Below are 18,695 nucleotides of genomic sequence, written 5' to 3' on the forward strand. Positions count from 1 at the left end.
CCGTCCGTGGCAGTCCCTTTACCTTTTCAGCAGCAACACTGGGAGCAAACATGAAAACCCGCAAACTGGGCAGGACCGATATCGATGTCAGTGAAATCTGTCTGGGCACTATGACCTGGGGACAGCAGAACACTGAGCAACAGGCCTTTGAACAACTGGAGCTGGCTACCGCTGAAGGTGTCAATTTCATTGATGCGGCGGAGATGTACCCGGTGCCGCCGCGGCCCGAGACCCAGGGGCTGACTGAAACCTATCTGGGAAACTGGCTGGCGAAGCGTGGGCGCAGGGACGATCTGGTCATTGCATCCAAGGTGGCGGGGCCCGGCAATGGCCTGAGCTATCTGCGTAATGGTCCCCGCCTGACCCGGGATCATATTCGCCAGGCTTGTGAAGACAGCCTGCGCCGGCTCCAGACGGACTATATTGACCTTTACCAGGTGCACTGGCCGGACCGTAATGCCAACTTTTTTGGCAAGCTCGGTTACAGGCATTGCGCAGATGAGCAGGCTACACCCATTGAAGAGACGCTCGGGGCGTTGGCCGAACTGGTGAATGAGGGCAAGATCCGCCATATCGGCCTTTCCAATGAAACCCCCTGGGGCACCAATGAATACCTGCGGCTGTCGCGGGAGCGCAACTGGCCCCGCATTGTCAGCGTGCAGAACCCGTACAATCTGCTCAATCGCACCTTTGAAGTGGGAATGGCGGAAATCGCCTGCCGCGAGCAGGTGGGGCTGCTGGCTTATTCACCGCTGGCGTTCGGCACGCTTTCCGGCAAATACCTGGGTGGCACGCACCCGGAAGGTGCCCGGATGACCCTGTTTGAACGGTTCACCCGTTACACCGGCCGCCGTGGTGAAGAGGCTACCCGTGCCTATGTAGACCTGGCCGCCAGCCACGGATTGTCGCCGGTGCAGATGGCGCTCGCGTATGTTACCAGCCGTGATTTTGTCACCAGCAATATTATTGGTGCCACCACGGTGGCGCAGCTTCGTGAAAATCTGGGATCCACATCCGTGTCTCTGGGTGACGATGTGCTTGAGGCGATTGAAGATCTTAACCGGGACTACACCTATCCCTGCCCATAGGTAACTGGGGGAACAGGTGCCCGGGAAGGGTTACGATTTTTTAATACCTTGGGTGGGGGGTGAATCGTCGCTTCACAGGCTGTGATTACGCGCAACAACAGTCTCAACTACAATCTGCAATAAAAATTGCTATATTTTTGACAAAAAACGGTGACATGGTGACGAAAAATCGGCGCCAATGTGTGGAAGGTCACATCTTTCCGGCGGTTAATCATTAGACTTAAGCATTACGTGACAGTAGACTTCCGTTTCGCTGAAAGGTCGCCAGAAAACTCATGATTATTCGTCTCTTCGTCGCACTCCTTGCCCTCAACATGATCGCTTTCGTGGTTCGTGCCGAAGCCAGTGAGCACGTATTCGCCGATGACAGGCCTGTGGAAGACATCTATCAGTTGCAGGATCAGATGTCGGGCGATTTTGAAAGTGATGAAGTGGATATGTATGCCAATCTCGGTTCACGTTTGCTGAGCCTCGGTTTCAGTGGCTCGGACGCCCGCACAAGAGCTTACGCCTCTGATCCTGCCCGCGCGGATCACGGCATAGCGTTGCTCGAAGAGGGCGCCTGTCTCAATCTCAAGTGGAATTTCTGAATCCGCTATCGATACCTCTCCGGCAACCCCGGAGCCGACTTTGATTTTCCCTCTCCGCACTGAACTTCCTGAATTGCCGTTTATATGACCGGGTGGATTGCCTGCAGCGTTTTTGCATGTGATTATCCATGTCAAATGTTGGTTGACGCATAGAAACGGAGTAAGGCCATGTCAAAGGAACAACCGGTAACGCTGGGAACTGGCGCTGAGTGTGTTGATGAGTTGATCCGCCGGCTGGGGAAGAACATCACGCTCGGTTTGCCGCTTGGCCTTGGCAAGCCTGTTCGCTTCGTGAATGCCCTTTATCAGCGTGCCAGGGATGACTCATCCATTCAGCTCCATATCGTGACCGCATTGTCCCTGACGGCCCCGGGAGGAAGTTCGTCGCTGGAGAAACGTTTCATGGGGCCTTTCGTTGAACGGCTCTACGGGCAGATTCCGGAACTTGAGTATGCCCGGGACGTGATTCGGCAGACGCTGCCGGAGAATGTGAAAGTGTCGGAATTCTTCTTCAAAGCGGGGTCCTTCCTCCACAATGAGACCCAGCAGCGAAATTATGTCTGTACCAACTATACCCACGCGGTCCGTGATCTGCTGGCGATTGGTGTCAATGTGGTGGCGCAAATGGTGGCACCGCCCACAGAGCCGGAGCATCAGGGGAAATTCAGTCTGAGTTGTAACCCGGACCTGACCCTCGACCTGATTCCCCTGCTGAGGGAAAAAGAAGAAGCGGGGACACCGGTAGCGATCATCGGCGAAACCAATAGCCACTTGCCCTACATGGGCAACGACGCGGTGGTGGAACCGGGTAGTTTCGATATTGTTCTTGAGCACGCGCCGTCAGACTATCCCCTGTTCTCGGCCCCGCAGATGTCGGTTAGCCCGGAAGATCATCTGATTGGCTTTTACGCCAGTGCCTTGCTGAAGGACGGGGGCACCCTCCAGGTGGGGATAGGATCGCTGGGCGCGGCACTGGTGCACAGTGCGATCCTGCGGCACGTCGACAATGACCACTGGAAAAAGGTGTTTGATCACCTGAAAATTGCCGAGCGCTTTCCGGTTGTAAGCGAGTATGGCGGCACCGACAGGTTTACTGAGGGCCTTTATGGCTGTAGTGAGATGATGGTTGACGGGTTCATCTATCTCATGGAAGCCGGTGTGCTGAGCAGGGAAGTGTTTGACCACGCGGGCCTGCAGACGCTGATTAACCGTGGAGAGCTGTCTGACAGTATCTCGCTGGATACACTGGACGTGTTGCGGCGGGAAAAACTGATTGACTCGCCGTTGCGCGCCCGCGACGTGGAGTGGCTTTGCCGCTACGGCATCTTCCACCCGGGGGTGGAATTCAAGGGAGGGCGCCTGCGAATCGGCGACCAGTCGCTTGAGCCGGAACTGGATAGAGAAGACGCCAGGCAGGCAATTGCTTCCCTGGCACTGGGTGAGCGACTGGCCGGGGGTACTGTTCTCCACGGTGGTTTCTATGTCGGGCCGGAGCAGTTCTACCAGCGCTTGCGTGACCTGTCGCCACAGGATCGACAGCGTATCTGTCTGACCAGCGTGAATTACATCAACCACCTTTACGATCACGCGTTCGGCGATCAGCGCCTGAAAGTCGCACAAAGAATCCATAGCCGTTTCGTCAATTCGGCGATGATGTACACCCTCAGCGGAGCAGCGGTGTCTGACGGTCTGGATGACGGCCGTGTCGTCAGCGGCGTGGGTGGCCAGTACAATTTTGTAGCCATGGCTCATGAGCTGCCCGGTGCGCGTTCGGTGATGACATTGAGCAGTACCCGTAGCTCCGCCGGTAAGACCCTGTCCAACATCGTGTTCAGTTACGGCCACTGCACCATTCCTCGCCATCTGCGGGATATCGTGGTCACCGAATATGGCATTGCGGACCTGCGTGGTCAGTCAGATGAGCAGGTATATCTGCGTCTGATCCGCATTGCCGATTCCCGCTTCCAGCAAGACCTGCTGAAGCAGGCCCAGAATGCCGGAAAAGTGGATGCGACGTTCCGTCTGCCACCAGAGTGGTGCAACAATACGCCGGAGGCAATCGAGGCTGCCATCCAGGCGGCGGGTGACAGGGAGGTATTTCCTCCCTTCCCGTTTGGCAGGGATTTTACCGATGAAGAGCTGAGGCTGGGCAAGGCATTACAGACCCTGAAGGCCGCGACGGCCACTGGCCGTGGTAAACTGGCAACCTTATGGCATGCAATGAAGGCAAAAGACGATCAGGGCCGGTACCGGTCGTTGCTGGAACGCATGAGCCTGGAGAAACCCAGGGGGCTGAAAGCCAGGCTGGAGCAGCGTCTGGTGATTCATGCACTGAACCTGACTGACACACCGGACACAGGAAATCGTACTGCCTGATGCAAAAACCTGCTGTATTAACCGTTCATTATGTGCTCAAGAACAAGCTGGGAGAGCTGGTCGACACTTCCGAGGGCAGCGAACCGCTGCACTTCCTGGAGGGCAGCCCGGAAATCATTGAAGGCATCCAGAAAGCAGTCAAGGATCGTAACGTTGGCGATTGCCTGGAAGTCACCGTGCCGCCTGCCATGGCCTATGGCGAGCACAAACCCGAGCTTATCCGCAAGGTGCCCCGCTCCATGTTCGAGGGGATCGAGAACCTGCATGTGGGGATGAAGTTCCAGACCAACACCGGTGATGCCGCCCAGGTAGTTCAGGTGGTGGGTATTGACGGCAATCTGGTGCGGGTGGATGCCAATCACCCGCTGGCGGGCTTCACCCTCTATTTTGACCTTGAAATCATCGGCAAGCGCGAAGCCACGGAAGAAGAAATCAACGCCGGTCATCCGCTGAGCTGAGACCACACCTCGGGCCTGGCGACAGCCGTCTGCCCGGCCTTCTGCAATTCTCTGTGTGTCTTTCATAAGTCGCAGCCCTCCCGAAGCGCTGCCAGGGCGCTGGTGTTGGGTTGCGATCTTTGTCACGGGCTGTAACGAACAGGCGGTTCCATGTATATTTCTGAATAGCATGTATAATTGCTGTTACAGGAGGTAGCCTGTATTGTCGGTCACAAGGCAGGCTTTATGACAGACGACTTCTCCCCGACCAGAAGGGGTGACCGTGGCGGGAAGCTTCAGAAACCGGAAAAACAAAATCAGAGATGGATGGCGTGGAACAGACGAACGAAAGTTGGCGGATTCTTATAGTCGAAGATGATGAGAGGTTGGCGGAGCTGACCAGGGAGTATCTGGAAAGTAACGGTCTGACGGTCGCTCTCGAAACCCATGGTGGCAACGCAGTAGAGCGTATCCGCAAGGAACAGCCTGATCTGGTTGTACTTGACCTGATGTTGCCCGGCGAAGACGGACTATCCATCTGCAGACGTGCCAGGCCTTTCTATTCCGGCCCCATCATCATGCTGACGGCCCGTACAGATGATCTGGACCAGGTGCTTGGCCTGGAAATGGGTGCCGATGACTACATTGGCAAGCCGGTTCAGCCCAGGGTTCTGCTGGCAAGAATACGCGCTTTGCTGCGGCGGATCACCGATAACAGCTCGGCGGCTGCGGAAGAGGGTGGTGGCGAAGAGCCTGTCAGGCTGCAGTTCAACGATCTGGTGGTGGATCGTTCCATGCGCGAGGCGTGGCTGAGCGATGACAGTATTGACCTGACCAGTGCCGAATTCGACCTGCTTTGGCTGCTGGCGAGTAACGCCGGCCGTGTTCTCAGCCGTGAAGAGATTTTTACCGCGCTGAGGGGCATTGAATACGATGGCCAGGACCGTTCGATCGATGTTCGGGTTTCGCGGATACGGCCAAAAATCGGCGATGATCCCATCCATCCGAGGCGCATAAAAACCGTACGCAGCAAAGGCTACCTGTTTGTAAAGGAAGCCTGACCGTTCAGTCTCTGGCGCTGGCCCCTCCGGGCCGGCGTTCAATGCCAGGGTTATCGCAATGCCCCTCAAGTTTTTTCTCAAGCTCTATGCCCGCCTGATTGGCCTGACCTTTCTGATTCTCCTGCTTTGTGCAGCACTTTTTCTGGGTGTGAATTCGGTGCGGGAGCAGTTCTGGCAGGAGCGGTTTTCCGCGCCACTGCTGCGCTGGATTGCGGCAACCCCCCATCCTCAGCAACAGTACCACTGGCTTGTGTCTTTCTATGATTTTGGAGTGGCCTCTCCCGGAGACCTGCCATTCTCCGATGTCATCACGGAGCGTCTGTCCTATGGCCAGGTCGTGGTGCTGGAAACCAGTATCGGTCAACAGGTGATGATTCGGGATGGTCAGGGCCGCATTCTCAACCTGCGATTCGGCGACATCTACACTGACGTTGCCGAAGCAACTGCGCTGATTGCCCGTATCCATCTGGACAACATACCGGTAGAGGGGCGCAACGAAATGATGGAACAGGTTTCGGGTGCTCTCGGGGTGGAAATGGCTCCGGTCCAGGACCAGTCAGCCCTCCCTGGCCCGGACGTTCTGGAACGGGTGTCAGAGCGCGGCATCTCGCTTTATCATCCTCCATCAGCGGATCGCGCCCATGTGTTGCTTCGCCTGGATGATGGCACTCTGGTGGATCTGGCGATGCCGCCGCCTTTCAATCCCTGGGCCTGGCCGGTGGTCATGTTGCTGCTGACAGTGGCCGGAGGTGTACTGGCACTGGCGCTCTATCTCGCTTTGAGAGGCGTCGACAGTAATTTGCGCGCTGTGGAATCCGTTGCTATCCGCATTGCCCGCGGAGAGATGGGAGCTCGAGTCGATGCCGGTGACAGCCGGCTGGTGTCGCGGCTCGCCGTCGCCTTTAATAGCATGGCAGAACACATTCAGAGGCTTGTGGGCGTGCAGCGGGAAATGATCCATGCGGTGTCTCACGAACTGAGAACCCCGGTTGCCCGTATTCGCTTTGGCATCCAGATGATCGAGAGCGCCAGCAGCCCGGAAGCATTGCAGAAGCAGCTTGACGGCATCGATGGCGATATCCAGGAACTGGACGAACTGATCGACGAGATACTGACTTACGCCCGGCTCGAGCAGGGAGGCCCGGTGTTTGCGCTGCAGGAAACCTCGGTTTCCGACATTGTCCGACAGGTAGTCAGCGAGCAGCAGATGACCCGCCCCCGGCACAGTATTGAGGCGGATATTGATGAAGAGTCCGAGCGCTGGTCGCTGTCGGATGTGGAACCGCGATACCTGCACCGGGCTATCCAGAACCTGGTGGGGAACGCCGCTCGCTACGCCGACCACAGAGTCCGGGTCCGTTGCCGGTTTGATGAGGATAATTGCCGCATCGACGTAGAGGATGACGGTCCGGGCATTCCCGAGGAGGACTGGGAGAAAGTGTTTACGGCCTTTGCCAGGCTTGATGACAGCCGTACCCGGACTTCCGGCGGCTACGGTCTTGGTCTGTCCATTGTGAGAAGAATTCTTTACTGGCATGGCGGTCAGGCGTTTGTCAGCCGCAGTGAGGAACTGGGCGGCGCACGGTTCAGCCTGGTATGGCCCCGGAAGAAGCCGACAGAACCTGCTCTGTGACTGATTTTGTGACGGCTTTCTCGATCCCTCACCGGATGTAACAAACAGGCAACACGACTGCAACTGAAGACAGGGGCGACCCGCAGGATACTGAGGTTGTAAGGGATGACTTTTTGAGGTTGTAGTTCTTACGAACTTTCCTTGTTTCATTCGTCATTTGAGGGCCGGTTTTCCGGTCCTTTTTTTTGTTGCTTTTCCGAATATTTCCCTCCATCTCTCCGGCACCTTGCCCATGGCCTTCTCCGCAATGCTTTGAGAAGATTGCAGTGCCAACAAAAACGATACTGACCTATCTGAAAGGACGTCTGCAATGACCCAGTACCTGCTCGCCATCGATCAGGGCACCACCAGCTCCCGTGCCATTGTCTTCAACGCTTCCGGTAACTCTGTCGCGACCGCACAACGGGAATTTCACCAGTATTTTCCCGGAGACGGTCGAATTGAACATGATGCCCGGGAAATCTGGAACAGTACTCTGGCGGTCTGCAGGGAAGCGCTGCAAGAATCGGGCGTCAGTGCTTCAGAGCTGGCGGCTATCGGTATCGCTAACCAGCGTGAAACCACGGTTATCTGGGATAGGAAAACCGGCGAGCCCATTCATCAGGCTATCGTCTGGCAGGATCGGCGGACGGCGTCGGTTTGCGCGAAGCTTAAGGCCGATGGCCATGAAAATACGGTTATTGAGCGTACGGGTCTGCTGATTGACCCCTACTTTTCAGCCACCAAGATTGCCTGGATTCTGGATTACGTTGAGGAAGCCAGGGCCAGAGCCGAGGCCGGGGAGCTTGCCTTCGGCACTGTAGACAGCTGGCTGCTCTGGAACCTCACCGGTGGCCGCTGTCATCGCACCGATGCCACTAACGCCTCCCGTACAGCCCTGTTTAATATCCACCAGCAGCAGTGGGACGATGAATTGCTGGCCCTGTTCCGGATTCCCTCGACGTTGCTTCCGGAGGTGCTTGATTCGGCGGCGGACTTTGGCGTCGCTGAAGCGCACTGGCTTGGCGCTCCCGTGCCGGTGGCGGGTATCGCGGGCGACCAGCATGCGGCTCTTGTTGGTCAGGCATGCTTTGAACCGGGCATGGCGAAGAGCACTTACGGAACCGGTTGCTTTGTGATGCTGAACACCGGCGACAAAGCGCTGCGCTCGGAGAACAGGCTGCTGACTACCATGGCCTATCGCCTCAATGGTAAGCCTTGCTACGCCATGGAGGGCAGCATATTTGTCGCCGGTGCAGCCATGCAGTGGTTGCGTGACGGGCTCCGGCTGATTGGCCACGCCGGCGAGTCGTCTGCCTATGCCACTGAGGTGGGTGTCGACAATCCCGTATACCTGGTGCCGGCGTTTACCGGGCTTGGTGCCCCCCATTGGGATCCCCATGCCCGCGGGGCGATTATGGGATTGACCCGGGATACCGGAATCGGTGAAATCGTCACCGCCGGCCTGCAATCCGTCTGCTACCAGACCAAGGATCTGATCAGGGCTATCCTGAACGATGGTGGGTCGGTCCAGGAGTTACGGGTGGATGGCGGGATGGTGGTGAATGACTGGTTGGTGCAGTTTCTGGCGGACATTCTCAACGTTCCGGTGGACCGTCCCCGGGTAACGGAGACTGCGGCGCTAGGGGTAGCCTACCTGGCCGGCCTGCAAACCGGTGTTTATCAAAGCCTGGAAGAGATAGCCCGGTTATGGGAGCGCGAACGCAGGTTTGAGCCGGTGATGCGTCCGGCCCTGAGGGAAAAACTCTATGCCGGATGGCTGGATTCTGTTGAGCGAGTCTGTAATAACTGAAGAAGAACAGATTGCCCGGTTCAGATCCGCTCAAACGCGATCAGATGGTCGGCTTCCACCCGCACCGGTACATGTTCGCCCAGGTGGAAGTCCAGGTGGCTGCGGAACAGCGCCTCGAACTCGGTTTCCTCCGAGCAGCGGAAACGGTACAGCGTTGAGGTGCCGGCAAAGGTCTTTTCCACGACCCGGGGTTTCAGGTCCGACTCTGCGTCGTAAACAATGTCATCCGGCCGGATCAGAACATCCACCAGTGTGCCAGGCTTCCATCGGTAGGCCCGGTTGCCATGGATAACTCCCAGCTCTGATTCAATCGTATCCGGGCCCAGTGTTTTGCCGGGTATGAACCCGCCCTGGCCAACAAAACCTGCCACAAAACGATTGGCGGGCTCATGATAAAGGTTGTAGGGCACATCCCACTGCTGGATGCCGCCATCCTTCAGCACTGCCACCTGATCACACATGGCAAAAGCTTCCTGCTGGTCGTGGGTGACCAGGATGGCGCTGATGCCCAGGGTCTTCAGGATTTCCCTGACATCGAGACTGAGCCTGCGCCGAAGGTCCGTGTCCAGATTCGAGAAGGGCTCGTCCAGAAGGATCAGTGTCGGCTCGGGGGCGAGCGCCCGGGCAAGCGCGACCCGCTGCTGCTGGCCGCCGGACAGTTCATGGGGGTAGTTCCTGGCAAGATCCTGCAGGTGGACAAGCTGCAGCAGTTCCATCACCTTCTGGCGCTTCTCTTTACGGTCTTCGTTGCGCAGGCCGAAGCCGACGTTTTCGGCAATCGTCAGGTGAGGAAACAGTGCGTAGTCCTGGAAGACCATGCCGATACGCCGCTTTTCCGGGGCCAGGGTGCGGCCCGGGAGGCTTATGGAACTGGATTGCAGGCGGATCTCACCGGTGTTGATGGGCAGAAACCCCGCCAGGGCGCGCAGAATGGTGCTTTTGCCACAGCCGCTGGGGCCAAGCAGGCAGCCGATATCGCCGTGGCTGAGGGCAAAACTGACGTCTTTTACCACGGAGCCGTCGCCATAACCGCAGGACAGATTGTTTACTTCCAGCAGCCAGTCGGCGGATTGAATCAGGCTTTCAGTCATCCAGTCAGTCCAGTCGGTTGAGTATCAGGAACTCAAGCAATGCTTTCTGTGCATGCAGCCGGTTCTCGGCTTCTTCCCAGACCACGGAGCGTGAATGTTCCATCATCTCTGCAGAGATTTCCTCACCGCGATGGGCCGGCAGGCAGTGCATGAACAGGGCATCCTTGTCTGCAAGGTCCATCAGTTCAGAATTGATCTGATAATTGCGGAAGGCCTTTTCACGGGCTTTTTGCTCATCTTCCTGACCCATGGAAGCCCAGACATCGGTGACCAGCAGGTCCGCGCCTCTGGCAGCCTCGGCCGGGTCGCGAACAATGGCAACATGGTCTTCCAGGCCGTCAACCAGTTTCTTGTCCGGTTCGTAACCTTGCGGGCAGGCCACGCGAAGGTTGAATCCGAATTGCGCGGCTGCATTGATATAGGATTGGCACATGTTGTTGCCGTCGCCAATCCAGGCCACAGTGCCACCGCGGATGCTGCCCCGATGTTCGCGATAGGTCTGCATGTCGGCCAGCAACTGGCAGGGATGGAAATCGTCTGTAAGGGCATTGATAACAGGTGCTCTTGATGCCGCAGCAAAGCGTTCGACCGTGGAGTGGGCGAAGGTGCGGATCATCACGGCGTCCACCATGCTGGAAATCACGATGGCAGAATCTTCAATGGGCTCTCCGCGGCCGAGCTGGGTATCGCGGGGAGACAGGAACAGGGCTGCGCCGCCAAGTTGTGTCATGCCCGCTTCAAAGGACACGCGGGTGCGGGTCGAGGATTTCTCGAAGATCATGGCCAGGACACGGTTTTTCAGGGTTTCCCGCACCGTGCCCTGATGCCACTCTTTGCGCAGCCTGGTACCGTGATCCAGCAGTTGCTCAAGCTCATCTGAGCTCAAATCGTTGAGTGTGAGAAAATGTCGTGCTGCCATGCTGCGGCCCTTAGTTGATCGATAACCCTGTCTCTGAGTGTCGGGGCATATTCGTGGTTACAACCGGCCCGCAGCAGTCATTGCCCTGAAACGACAACACGCCAGCGCGCGGCGGAGGCCACGATGGCGGGATACGAATACGGGGATTGCCTGGCTGCCTGAGAGACAGGGGCCCAAGTCTAGCTCCTCAGTGGTCTGAAGACAACGCTACGCACCATGCGGTTGCTCTGGATCAATGCCGGTGTTTGGTGGCAGTGTCCGTACGTGTACAATAGAAGGAGTAAGGTTGCCGCAAGGCGATCCCGTTTTCAATGAGAGGTACGTGCCCATGGATATCAACGAAACCATCAAGAGCCAGCTTGAAGAAAACCCCATTATCCTCTACATGAAGGGTACACCGCAGGCACCACAGTGTGGCTTTTCCGCAAAAACCGTCCAGGCCCTGATGGCCTGTGGTGAGCGGTTTGCCTTCGTGAACATCCTTGATAATCAGGAATTGCGTGAGGGCCTGAAAAACTATTCAAGCTGGCCAACCTACCCACAACTGTATATTGGCGGCGAGCTTGTCGGTGGTTGCGATATTATTCTGGAAATGTCCGAGAGCGGAGAGCTGGCCGAGCAGGTCAAGGCTGCTGCCAAGCAGGCTGAAGCCTGAGAAGCCGTTTTTTTAAAGCGCTCCGGGGTGAGGTCAGTTCAACCCCGAAGCGCTTCCTCGCGGGGATTACCGCTCATCCCGCCTTGCTCCGCAAGTTCCCCACAACAGCGTCCAGTGCCCGGTCAATCAGCGCGCCCTGTTCAAGAACGGTGAGGCGCCCGCGCCGCATTTCATGGGCGAGGTCGGTACGGGACTTCTCTATAACCTTGAGTCCCATCCGGTTAACGAATACGAAACTGTCAGCCTCTTCGATAATTGCAGACAGTTTGCAGCGGAAGCTGGCGCCGTTTACCAGATTGAATTCCACCCAGTTGCCAATCTCAATGGCATCAATCTGTGCCACGTGCTCCGCAATTGCTGCATCCTCCAGTTCCTGTTGCCGGTGTATCGCTGTCTGGTGGCCGACAGAGTCTTCCTCCTCGGGTTCCGGGCCGGGAACGTCTTCCATGGCTTCTGCAAGTGCATTGGCGCGGAACGCTTCGGTTAGCTCATGCTTGAGCTCCGTCATCATCTCATCCAGTCTGGATGAGTTGTAGGACACTTCCTCAAGGCCGGCTCTGAGTGATTTCAGCAGCCCGGGAACTACCCTGACCCACTGGTCCCGTTCATCATCGTCCTGGTGCGGATGCAGGCACCATATCAGATCGTCCACAACCCGGACCGTTTGAAGCCAGCGATGCTCTACGTCGTCCCGGAGGTAGGCCAGAAACATGACCCGGCTCCAGCCGTTCAGCAGAATGTTGCGCACCGGTTCCCGGAGCCTGTACCGGGACAGCTTTTTCTGCAGTAACTGATCAACAGTTTCCTGGGCTTTCTGCGATTTGATGCGGCCCCGCTCGGATTCCCGGGTGCGTTGCTCCACCAGGGAAGATTTGCGGTTCTCTCTGGCGAGAAACTGTTCAAATTCCTCATTCAGGGTTTCAAAGAGCGTCACGTCACCGTCAAATTCGTTCAGGATGCGGGCAACAGCGGCATGAATCTGCTCATAAAGTTTGTCCCGGGCTTTCTCGTCACTTTCGCTCCAGCCTATGCCGGCACGGGCAAGTGAGTTAAGCAGGCGCCGGGCTGGATGGTTAGCTTTGCTGAAAAACGTCTTGTCCTTGATAACCACTTTGAGAATGGGTATCTGCAGGCGGCTGATCAGCACCTGTACCGGCGCTGACAGGTTGTAATCGTCCAGAATGAATTCAAACAGCATGGACACGAGGTTGATCAGGTCCTCGTCCATTTCGTTCAGTGCCGGCTTTTTGCCATCGCTGGTGGTTTCGGCTTGGACGAGCAGCTGTTGGACCACCTGGTACAGATCAACCATCACGGGCTCGCCAGCACTGAGATTACCGCTGACCTGCTCGCCCCTGGGTTGCTGGGGGAGAGACCCGAGAAGGTTGGCGAGCTCTGCGCCACCTATGACATGGATGTTCGGATCGGATGCCTGGGGCGCAATGCCGTTATTGGTGCGCTGATGGGCGAGCATCTGCCTGATCTGCTCGAACATTGCACCTTCGTGATGTCCCTGCTGGTCGCCGGCTGTCGGTGCCATTTCGCCAGCCGGTTGCTCGGCAGTGATGCCCGGCTCCCCGCTGCCGTGTTGTTTGCCCGCCTTGCCGTGGTAACGGAAGTTTGGAATGACACCGGCCTGGATCAGTATCCGGTTGGCTTCATCCAGTAACATGCCAAGGTTGGATACCACGTAACGGTCAAACTGCTTGAGCAGGATCAGGCGCTCGCGAATCTGTATCTCGAGGGCCTGAATGGCCTCGACAAAGGCACTGCACAGGTGCTCGGGGGCCATGGGGTTGACAGGTATTTCTTCACTTGCGTCAGGGTAAACAACACTGAATCGGGTTTGCAGCTGAAGCAGCGGGCCCTGAAAGTGAACCCTGGACTTGGTAATCATGGCGTTGAGAGCAACCTGTTCTTCCAGGTCGTCATCACCTACCAGCGAGAGGCTGTCGGAGTTGCTCTGGCTGGCCAGGCTTTCACCAGAGGCCACGTCACCACTTCTGGGCGGGTTGGCGAACAATTGCGCAACCGCATTCTGAAAATGGCGTTCCACGCCCTTCCGTTTGATGCGGATTTCGCGCATGGCTTCGAAATAGCGGTTCTGCTCGTTGTTGCTTCTGGCGTTGTTTGCCAGCTCGAACAGCGAGTCATCAACTGCGTCAAATGCGCCCTGTAGCAAATCGCCCAGTCCGGCGACGACAGTGTCACGGATACGGACCACCTGTGCAGGTACGGGGTTTGTGCTCCCAGCCTCCCGATGCTCGCGGAGATAATGTATGCCGGACTGCTTATTCATGGCCGACTCCTGTGTACGCCTCAACCGGATACATGACCGAGCTTACAACTGTCTTTATTATTTATAAGTTAAATTTACCTCATTTTAACACTCGGTAACATGACCAAATGCTAATAGAGTCCTTAAATAAAAAAATACCGGGAGACCCGAAGGTCTCCCGGTATTCAGATAGTGGAGCTCGCTGGTGTCAGCTTACATACACCGGGCCGATGCCCACGCTCCAGATCACGACGGAAATGGCGAGAAGGCCAACAAACATTACCAGACCGACGGTCAGTACCGCGGTGGCGAACATGAAACCCCGGTCCTCCGGTATTTTCATCAGTATCGGCAGCCCTTCATAGAGCAGGTAGACTGCATAGGCAACGGCGATCAGCCCCACTATCATGTTGATCCAGATGTTGGGGTATACGGCGGTAATTCCCAGCATAAACACCGGTGTTGCCGTGTAGGCTGCCAGTGTAATCCCTCTCGGGGTGCTGTCCTTGACCTCATAGGTTGCGGCAAAAAAGTCGATGAAGCGCCCGATGATATAAATGCCTGCCAGCATGGCAGCATAAAAGAGAACAGAGAGCTGCAGGGCGCTGGTGGATGTCAGCCTGATTATCTGGCCGTCTCCAATCTGCCAGCCAACCTGGGTGCTGCCGTAGAAACCGGCAATAGCGGGGATCAGCGCCAGCAGCAAAACGTGGCCGAAGTAAAGCTTGCCTAAGGATTCGGGTTCGTTGCGAATGGCTTCCCATTCGCGGTCCGGATGCGTAAGCAGACCCAAAGTATGGGTTAGACTCATGGACGTACTCCTGATAATTATTGTTGTGTTGTACATCTTCAGTCTTGGCGGGAACGGCTGTTGGGTCAAGGGAAAGATTAAATTTTGATCTTTCTAAAGGAATCTCTTTTATAACCGCACGGTCTAACTTGCTGTGCGCTTTTTCCGCTTCCGGGGATGAACAATGGCAGCCTTGACCACATTATCCTTGATCTGCAGGACTTCAACCCTGTGGCCTCCCACTTTCAGGCAGACGTTGGTTTCGGGAATGTTTTCCAGGGTTTCGGTGATCAGGCCGTTGAGCGTTTTGGGGCCGTCAGTCGGAAGCTTCCAGCCCAGGGTCTTGTTGATGGTCCGGACAGCAGAGGTGCCATCGATAATAAAAGTGCCGTCTTCCTGGGGAATGATGTCCGGGCTCGTGGCGGCGTAATCGGTGGTAAACTCGCCGACAATCTCTTCCAGTATGTCTTCCAGGGTGGCAAGCCCAAGAACCTCTCCGTACTCGTCCACGACGATACCGAAGCGTCGTTTTTCCTTCTGGAAGTTGATCAGTTGCGTGTTCAGGGGCGTGCTTTCCGGAATGAAGTAGGGCTCCCTGCATAGCTGCATCAGCATGGCCTTGCTGATGTCGTCCTGCAGCAGCAGTTTCGAGACATTACGCAGGTGAAGCACGCCCTGTATGTTGTTGATGTCCCCCTCGAAGACCGGCAGCCGGGTGTGCTGACTGCTTCTGAGTTGGCGCAGGATGGTGTCAAGATCGTCTTCCAGGTCGATGCCTACCACTTCATTCCGTGGCACCATAATGTCATTTACGGTGACCTTCTCAAGATCCAGAATGCTGACCAGCATGTCCTTGTGCTTCGCCGGGATCAGCGCGCCCGCCTCGTTAACAAGGGTTCTGAGTTCTTCACGACTGAGATGCTCGTTGGCAACGTCGTTGGCAGATACGCCGATGATCTTCAGTATGGCCCCGGTGAACAGATTGACAGCCCAGACAACCGGGTAAAGGATCTTCAGTAGCGGGCCCAGCACGTGACTGGCCGGGAAAGCGATTTTTTCCGGAAACAGTGCCGCGAGGGTCTTTGGTGTGACTTCCGCAAATATCAGAATGACAATGGTCAGTAGCACTGTGGCAATGGCAATGCCGGCATCGCCCCATATGCGAATCGCTATGACGGTCGCAATTGCGGAAGCAAAAATATTGACGAAATTGTTGCCGATCAGGATGACGCCGATCAGCTGGTCTGTGCGATTCAGCAGGGCCTGTGCCCGCTTGGCACCCTTGTGTCCGGTCTTGGCCATGTGCTTCAACCGGTATCGGTTAAGCGACATCATGCCGGTTTCCGAACTAGAGAAAAATCCGGAGAGTACGATCAGCCCTACCAGGATGATGAACAGCGCTGTAAGCGATGTCTCGTTCAAGACGGGGTGTCCTTATATTGCTGACAATTAGCGAAAATAGGTGGTCAGGGTCTGGGGTGTCAAGCGTCGGCCTCACCGGTGCAGGGCTTTTTAGCCGCCTCGATGGAATACCAGTTCGAGCACAAATTTGCTGCCGTAAAAAGCGATCATCAGCAACGCGCAGCCGGCGAGAGTCCAGCGGCTGGCAGTTATGCCACGCCACCCGCGCGTGTATCGCCCCGTCAGTAACGCCAGGAATACAATCAGGGACAGTAGCGAGAACACGGTTTTGTGAGCCAGGTCCTGGGCAAAGATATCGTCTATGAAGATTGCTCCGGTGACAATGGCCAGCACCAGCATCACCACGCCTGCCCAGACCATTTCAAACAGCAGGGACTCCATGGTCTGCAGGGGTGGCAGGTTTCTGATCAGTATACTGTTGTAATTGTGCTTGAGCTGACGGTTCTGGAGGTAGAGTAACGCTGCCTGTATGGCCGCCAGGGTGAACAGGCTGTACGCTGTAACCGAAAGAGCGATATGCGAGAGCATGCCGTAGCTGTATTCTGGAGCCATCTGGGAGGGGGAATGGGTAATCAGTCCCATTATGATGGTCAGCGCCGCGATGGGATAAACGCCAAGAAAGAGACTCTGGACCGGCTTGCGAAGGTTGAGCCCTAACAACAGGAAGACAATCAGCCAGGAAATCAGCACTGAACTCTGGAAGAATCCGAAATCGAATCCGCCCTCCCGATGAACGGTCTGGGCGATCAGAAGGCCGTGAGCAGTCAGTGCCAGCATGCCGATGAGGGTGGTAATTGCAATGTTGGTATGCACCTGGCCCCTGAAGCTGAGCGCCTGCAGGGCGGTACCGATGCTGTACAGTAATAATGAAGTGACCGCGAGAATCAGCGTTCCCATGACTTCCTTTTAACCACTCTCTGACTGGGGGTCGGCGGGGTTTGACGCCGATTTGACCGGGCTGGTCGTTTCAGGGCGATAGTCTGGTTATAATGTCGCGATTATGCAACAGGAATCAAGGAACCAGATCGGGTTCCCGTGTTTCATGCACTCAATTAATCCGGGTACGGAAGATCAACATGTTTGAAAACCTCCAGGACCGACTTTCCGGCAGTCTGCGCAAGATCTCGGGTCAGGCGCGACTGACCGACGACAATATAAAGGAAACGCTGCGTGAAGTTCGCATGGCGCTTTTGGAGGCAGACGTTGCCCTGCCAGTGGTCAAGGCGTTTATAGAGGGCGTTCGTCAGCGGGCCATTGGCCAGGAAGTCCAGCGTAGCCTCAGCCCGGGGCAGGTATTCGTGAAAGTGGTCCAGCAGGAGCTGGAGCGCGTGATGGGGGATGGCAACGAGTCCCTCAATCTTGCGGTGGCCCCCCCGGCGGTGATCATGATGGCCGGTTTGCAGGGTGCGGGTAAGACCACCACCGTTGCCAAGCTTGCCAGATTCCTGAAGGAACGGCACAAAAAGTCCGTCATGGTTGTGAGCGCAGACGTGTATCGTCCGGCAGCGATACGCCAGCTGGAAACCCTGGCCGGGGAAGTCGGTGTCGAGTTTTTCCCCAGCTCTGCGGATCAGGACCCTGTCGACATTGCCAATGGCGCGATGGACGCCGCCCGCAGGAAGCATATAGACGTGGTGATCCTGGATACTGCAGGCCGTCTCCATGTCGATGAGCAGATGATGGGCGAGATAGGCCGCCTGCACAAGGCAGTGAATCCGGTTGAGACCCTTTTCGTGGTGGATGCCATGACCGGTCAGGACGCTGCCAACACCGCCAAGGCCTTTAACGATGCGCTGCCGCTGACGGGTGTGGTTCTTACCAAGACCGATGGTGATGCCCGCGGTGGTGCTGCGCTGTCGGTGCGCCACATCACCGGCAAGCCTATCAAGTTTCTGGGTGTGGGGGAGAAAACCGACGCCCTGGAGCCGTTCCATCCTGACCGGGTGGCGTCACGGATTCTGGGGATGGGGGATGTGCTTTCCCTGATCGAGGAAGCCGAACGCAAGATTGACCAGCAGAAAGCCCAGAAACTGACCAAGAAGATCAAGAAGGGCAAGAGCTTTGACCTGGAAGATTTCCGCGACCAGTTGCAACAGATGAAAAACATGGGTGGTATCGGCGGCCTGATGGACAAGCTGCCGGGCATGGGGCAGATGGCGCAAATGGCCCAGCAGCAGGTGAACGACAAGTCCATGGGGCAGATGGAGGCTATCATCTGCTCGATGACGCCGAAGGAGCGTCGTTATCCGGACGTGATCAATAATTCCCGCAAGCGCCGCATTGCAACTGGTTCCGGTACGCAGATCCAGGATGTCAACCGACTGCTGAAACAGCACAAGCAAATGCAGAAAATGATGAAGAAAATGGGCAAGAAGGGCGGAATGGCTAACATGATGCGCGGTCTTGGCGGTATGATGCCGCCGGGCGGAGGTGGCGGTGGAATGCCGCCCCGTGGGCGTATGTAGAAACCGGGATGTATTGCCTGTTTTCTTTGGCGTTGATTTAGCATAGAATAGCGCCCCTTTCGAGTATGGGTCTTCGCGCCGGCCTTGGTTTGGCGGGT

Annotated in this window: 15 protein-coding genes; 9 read left to right on the forward strand and 6 right to left on the reverse strand. The window is 56.5% G+C overall.

Annotated features, from left to right (window positions below):
* Positions 1-50 precede the first annotated feature (50 nt).
* The 7 genes from DIT72_RS11020 to glpK all read left to right on the forward strand — a co-directional run bounded on the left by DIT72_RS11020 (position 51) and on the right by glpK (position 8,977).
* Positions 51-1,088 carry an NADP(H)-dependent aldo-keto reductase gene (locus tag DIT72_RS11020; protein ID WP_135955294.1) on the forward strand — a complete coding sequence of 346 codons (1,038 nt, stop codon included), beginning with the start codon at positions 51-53 and terminating at the stop codon, positions 1,086-1,088.
* A 275-nt stretch (positions 1,089-1,363) separates the two neighbouring features.
* Positions 1,364-1,678, forward strand: coding sequence for a hypothetical protein (locus DIT72_RS11025; RefSeq protein WP_135955295.1), 315 nt, complete (start codon positions 1,364-1,366; stop codon positions 1,676-1,678).
* 168 nt (positions 1,679-1,846) lie between these two features.
* Complete coding sequence (locus DIT72_RS11030) at positions 1,847-4,054, forward strand: acetyl-CoA hydrolase/transferase C-terminal domain-containing protein (RefSeq protein WP_135955296.1); 2,208 nt, start codon at positions 1,847-1,849, stop codon at positions 4,052-4,054.
* Complete coding sequence (locus DIT72_RS11035) at positions 4,054-4,512, forward strand: FKBP-type peptidyl-prolyl cis-trans isomerase (protein ID WP_135955297.1); 459 nt, start codon at positions 4,054-4,056, stop codon at positions 4,510-4,512. The genes DIT72_RS11030 and DIT72_RS11035 overlap by 1 nt, the downstream gene beginning before the upstream one ends.
* Positions 4,513-4,814: 302 nt before the next feature.
* Positions 4,815-5,552: a response regulator gene (locus DIT72_RS11040; protein ID WP_135955298.1), complete on the forward strand. Its 738-nt coding sequence runs from the start codon at positions 4,815-4,817 to the stop codon at positions 5,550-5,552.
* A gap of 58 nt (positions 5,553-5,610) precedes the next feature.
* Complete coding sequence (locus DIT72_RS11045) at positions 5,611-7,185, forward strand: ATP-binding protein (protein WP_135955299.1); 1,575 nt, start codon at positions 5,611-5,613, stop codon at positions 7,183-7,185.
* Positions 7,186-7,495: 310 nt separating this feature from the next.
* Complete coding sequence (glpK, locus tag DIT72_RS11050) at positions 7,496-8,977, forward strand: glycerol kinase GlpK (protein WP_135955300.1); 1,482 nt, start codon at positions 7,496-7,498, stop codon at positions 8,975-8,977.
* Between the two features lie 20 nt (positions 8,978-8,997).
* Here the strand turns inward: glpK and DIT72_RS11055 are convergent, their stop codons facing one another.
* A complete protein-coding gene (locus DIT72_RS11055; RefSeq protein ID WP_135955301.1) occupies positions 8,998-10,068 on the reverse strand; it encodes an ABC transporter ATP-binding protein in 1,071 nt (356 codons plus the stop codon).
* Between the two features lie 4 nt (positions 10,069-10,072).
* Complete coding sequence (gene argF, locus DIT72_RS11060; RefSeq protein WP_135955302.1) at positions 10,073-10,987, reverse strand: ornithine carbamoyltransferase; 915 nt, start codon at positions 10,985-10,987, stop codon at positions 10,073-10,075.
* Between the two features lie 328 nt (positions 10,988-11,315).
* On the opposite strand from argF, the gene grxD reads away from it, so the two are divergent.
* Positions 11,316-11,642 carry a Grx4 family monothiol glutaredoxin gene (grxD, locus tag DIT72_RS11065; RefSeq protein ID WP_135955303.1) on the forward strand — a complete coding sequence of 109 codons (327 nt, stop codon included), beginning with the start codon at positions 11,316-11,318 and terminating at the stop codon, positions 11,640-11,642.
* 73 nt (positions 11,643-11,715) lie between these two features.
* Here the strand turns inward: grxD and DIT72_RS11070 are convergent, their stop codons facing one another.
* From DIT72_RS11070 to DIT72_RS11085, 4 genes are all read right to left on the reverse strand, one after another.
* Positions 11,716-13,941 (reverse strand): DUF1631 domain-containing protein, encoded by a 2,226-nt coding sequence (locus tag DIT72_RS11070; RefSeq protein WP_135955304.1) that lies wholly within the window; start codon positions 13,939-13,941, stop codon positions 11,716-11,718.
* Between the two features lie 187 nt (positions 13,942-14,128).
* Positions 14,129-14,731: a Yip1 family protein gene (locus DIT72_RS11075; RefSeq protein WP_135955305.1), complete on the reverse strand. Its 603-nt coding sequence runs from the start codon at positions 14,729-14,731 to the stop codon at positions 14,129-14,131.
* A gap of 123 nt (positions 14,732-14,854) precedes the next feature.
* Positions 14,855-16,132, reverse strand: coding sequence for an HlyC/CorC family transporter (locus DIT72_RS11080; RefSeq protein WP_135955306.1), 1,278 nt, complete (start codon positions 16,130-16,132; stop codon positions 14,855-14,857).
* Between the two features lie 90 nt (positions 16,133-16,222).
* Complete coding sequence (locus DIT72_RS11085; RefSeq protein WP_135955307.1) at positions 16,223-17,029, reverse strand: cytochrome C assembly family protein; 807 nt, start codon at positions 17,027-17,029, stop codon at positions 16,223-16,225.
* Positions 17,030-17,208: 179 nt separating this feature from the next.
* On the opposite strand from DIT72_RS11085, the gene ffh reads away from it, so the two are divergent.
* The gene (ffh, locus tag DIT72_RS11090) at positions 17,209-18,597 is read left to right on the forward strand and encodes a signal recognition particle protein (protein ID WP_135955308.1); all 1,389 of its coding nucleotides are present in this window, start codon (positions 17,209-17,211) and stop codon (positions 18,595-18,597) included.
* Positions 18,598-18,695 lie beyond the last annotated feature (98 nt).

The organism is Marinobacter orientalis (assembly GCF_004792665.1).
Classification (GTDB): Bacteria; Pseudomonadota; Gammaproteobacteria; order Pseudomonadales; family Oleiphilaceae; genus Marinobacter; species Marinobacter orientalis.

Coding starts and splice junctions, on each gene's coding strand:
- DIT72_RS11035 (WP_135955297.1), top strand. CDS start 4,054: ATGCAAAAACCTGCTGTATTAACCGTTCATTATGTGCTCAAGAACAAG.
- DIT72_RS11025 (WP_135955295.1), top strand. CDS start 1,364: ATGATTATTCGTCTCTTCGTCGCACTCCTTGCCCTCAACATGATCGCT.
- DIT72_RS11045 (WP_135955299.1), top strand. CDS start 5,611: ATGCCCCTCAAGTTTTTTCTCAAGCTCTATGCCCGCCTGATTGGCCTG.
- argF (WP_135955302.1), bottom strand. CDS start 10,987: ATGGCAGCACGACATTTTCTCACACTCAACGATTTGAGCTCAGATGAG.
- DIT72_RS11070 (WP_135955304.1), bottom strand. CDS start 13,941: ATGAATAAGCAGTCCGGCATACATTATCTCCGCGAGCATCGGGAGGCT.
- ffh (WP_135955308.1), top strand. CDS start 17,209: ATGTTTGAAAACCTCCAGGACCGACTTTCCGGCAGTCTGCGCAAGATC.
- glpK (WP_135955300.1), top strand. CDS start 7,496: ATGACCCAGTACCTGCTCGCCATCGATCAGGGCACCACCAGCTCCCGT.
- DIT72_RS11020 (WP_135955294.1), top strand. CDS start 51: ATGAAAACCCGCAAACTGGGCAGGACCGATATCGATGTCAGTGAAATC.
- DIT72_RS11040 (WP_135955298.1), top strand. CDS start 4,815: ATGGATGGCGTGGAACAGACGAACGAAAGTTGGCGGATTCTTATAGTC.
- DIT72_RS11055 (WP_135955301.1), bottom strand. CDS start 10,068: ATGACTGAAAGCCTGATTCAATCCGCCGACTGGCTGCTGGAAGTAAAC.
- grxD (WP_135955303.1), top strand. CDS start 11,316: ATGGATATCAACGAAACCATCAAGAGCCAGCTTGAAGAAAACCCCATT.
- DIT72_RS11075 (WP_135955305.1), bottom strand. CDS start 14,731: ATGAGTCTAACCCATACTTTGGGTCTGCTTACGCATCCGGACCGCGAA.
- DIT72_RS11085 (WP_135955307.1), bottom strand. CDS start 17,029: ATGGGAACGCTGATTCTCGCGGTCACTTCATTATTACTGTACAGCATC.
- DIT72_RS11030 (WP_135955296.1), top strand. CDS start 1,847: ATGTCAAAGGAACAACCGGTAACGCTGGGAACTGGCGCTGAGTGTGTT.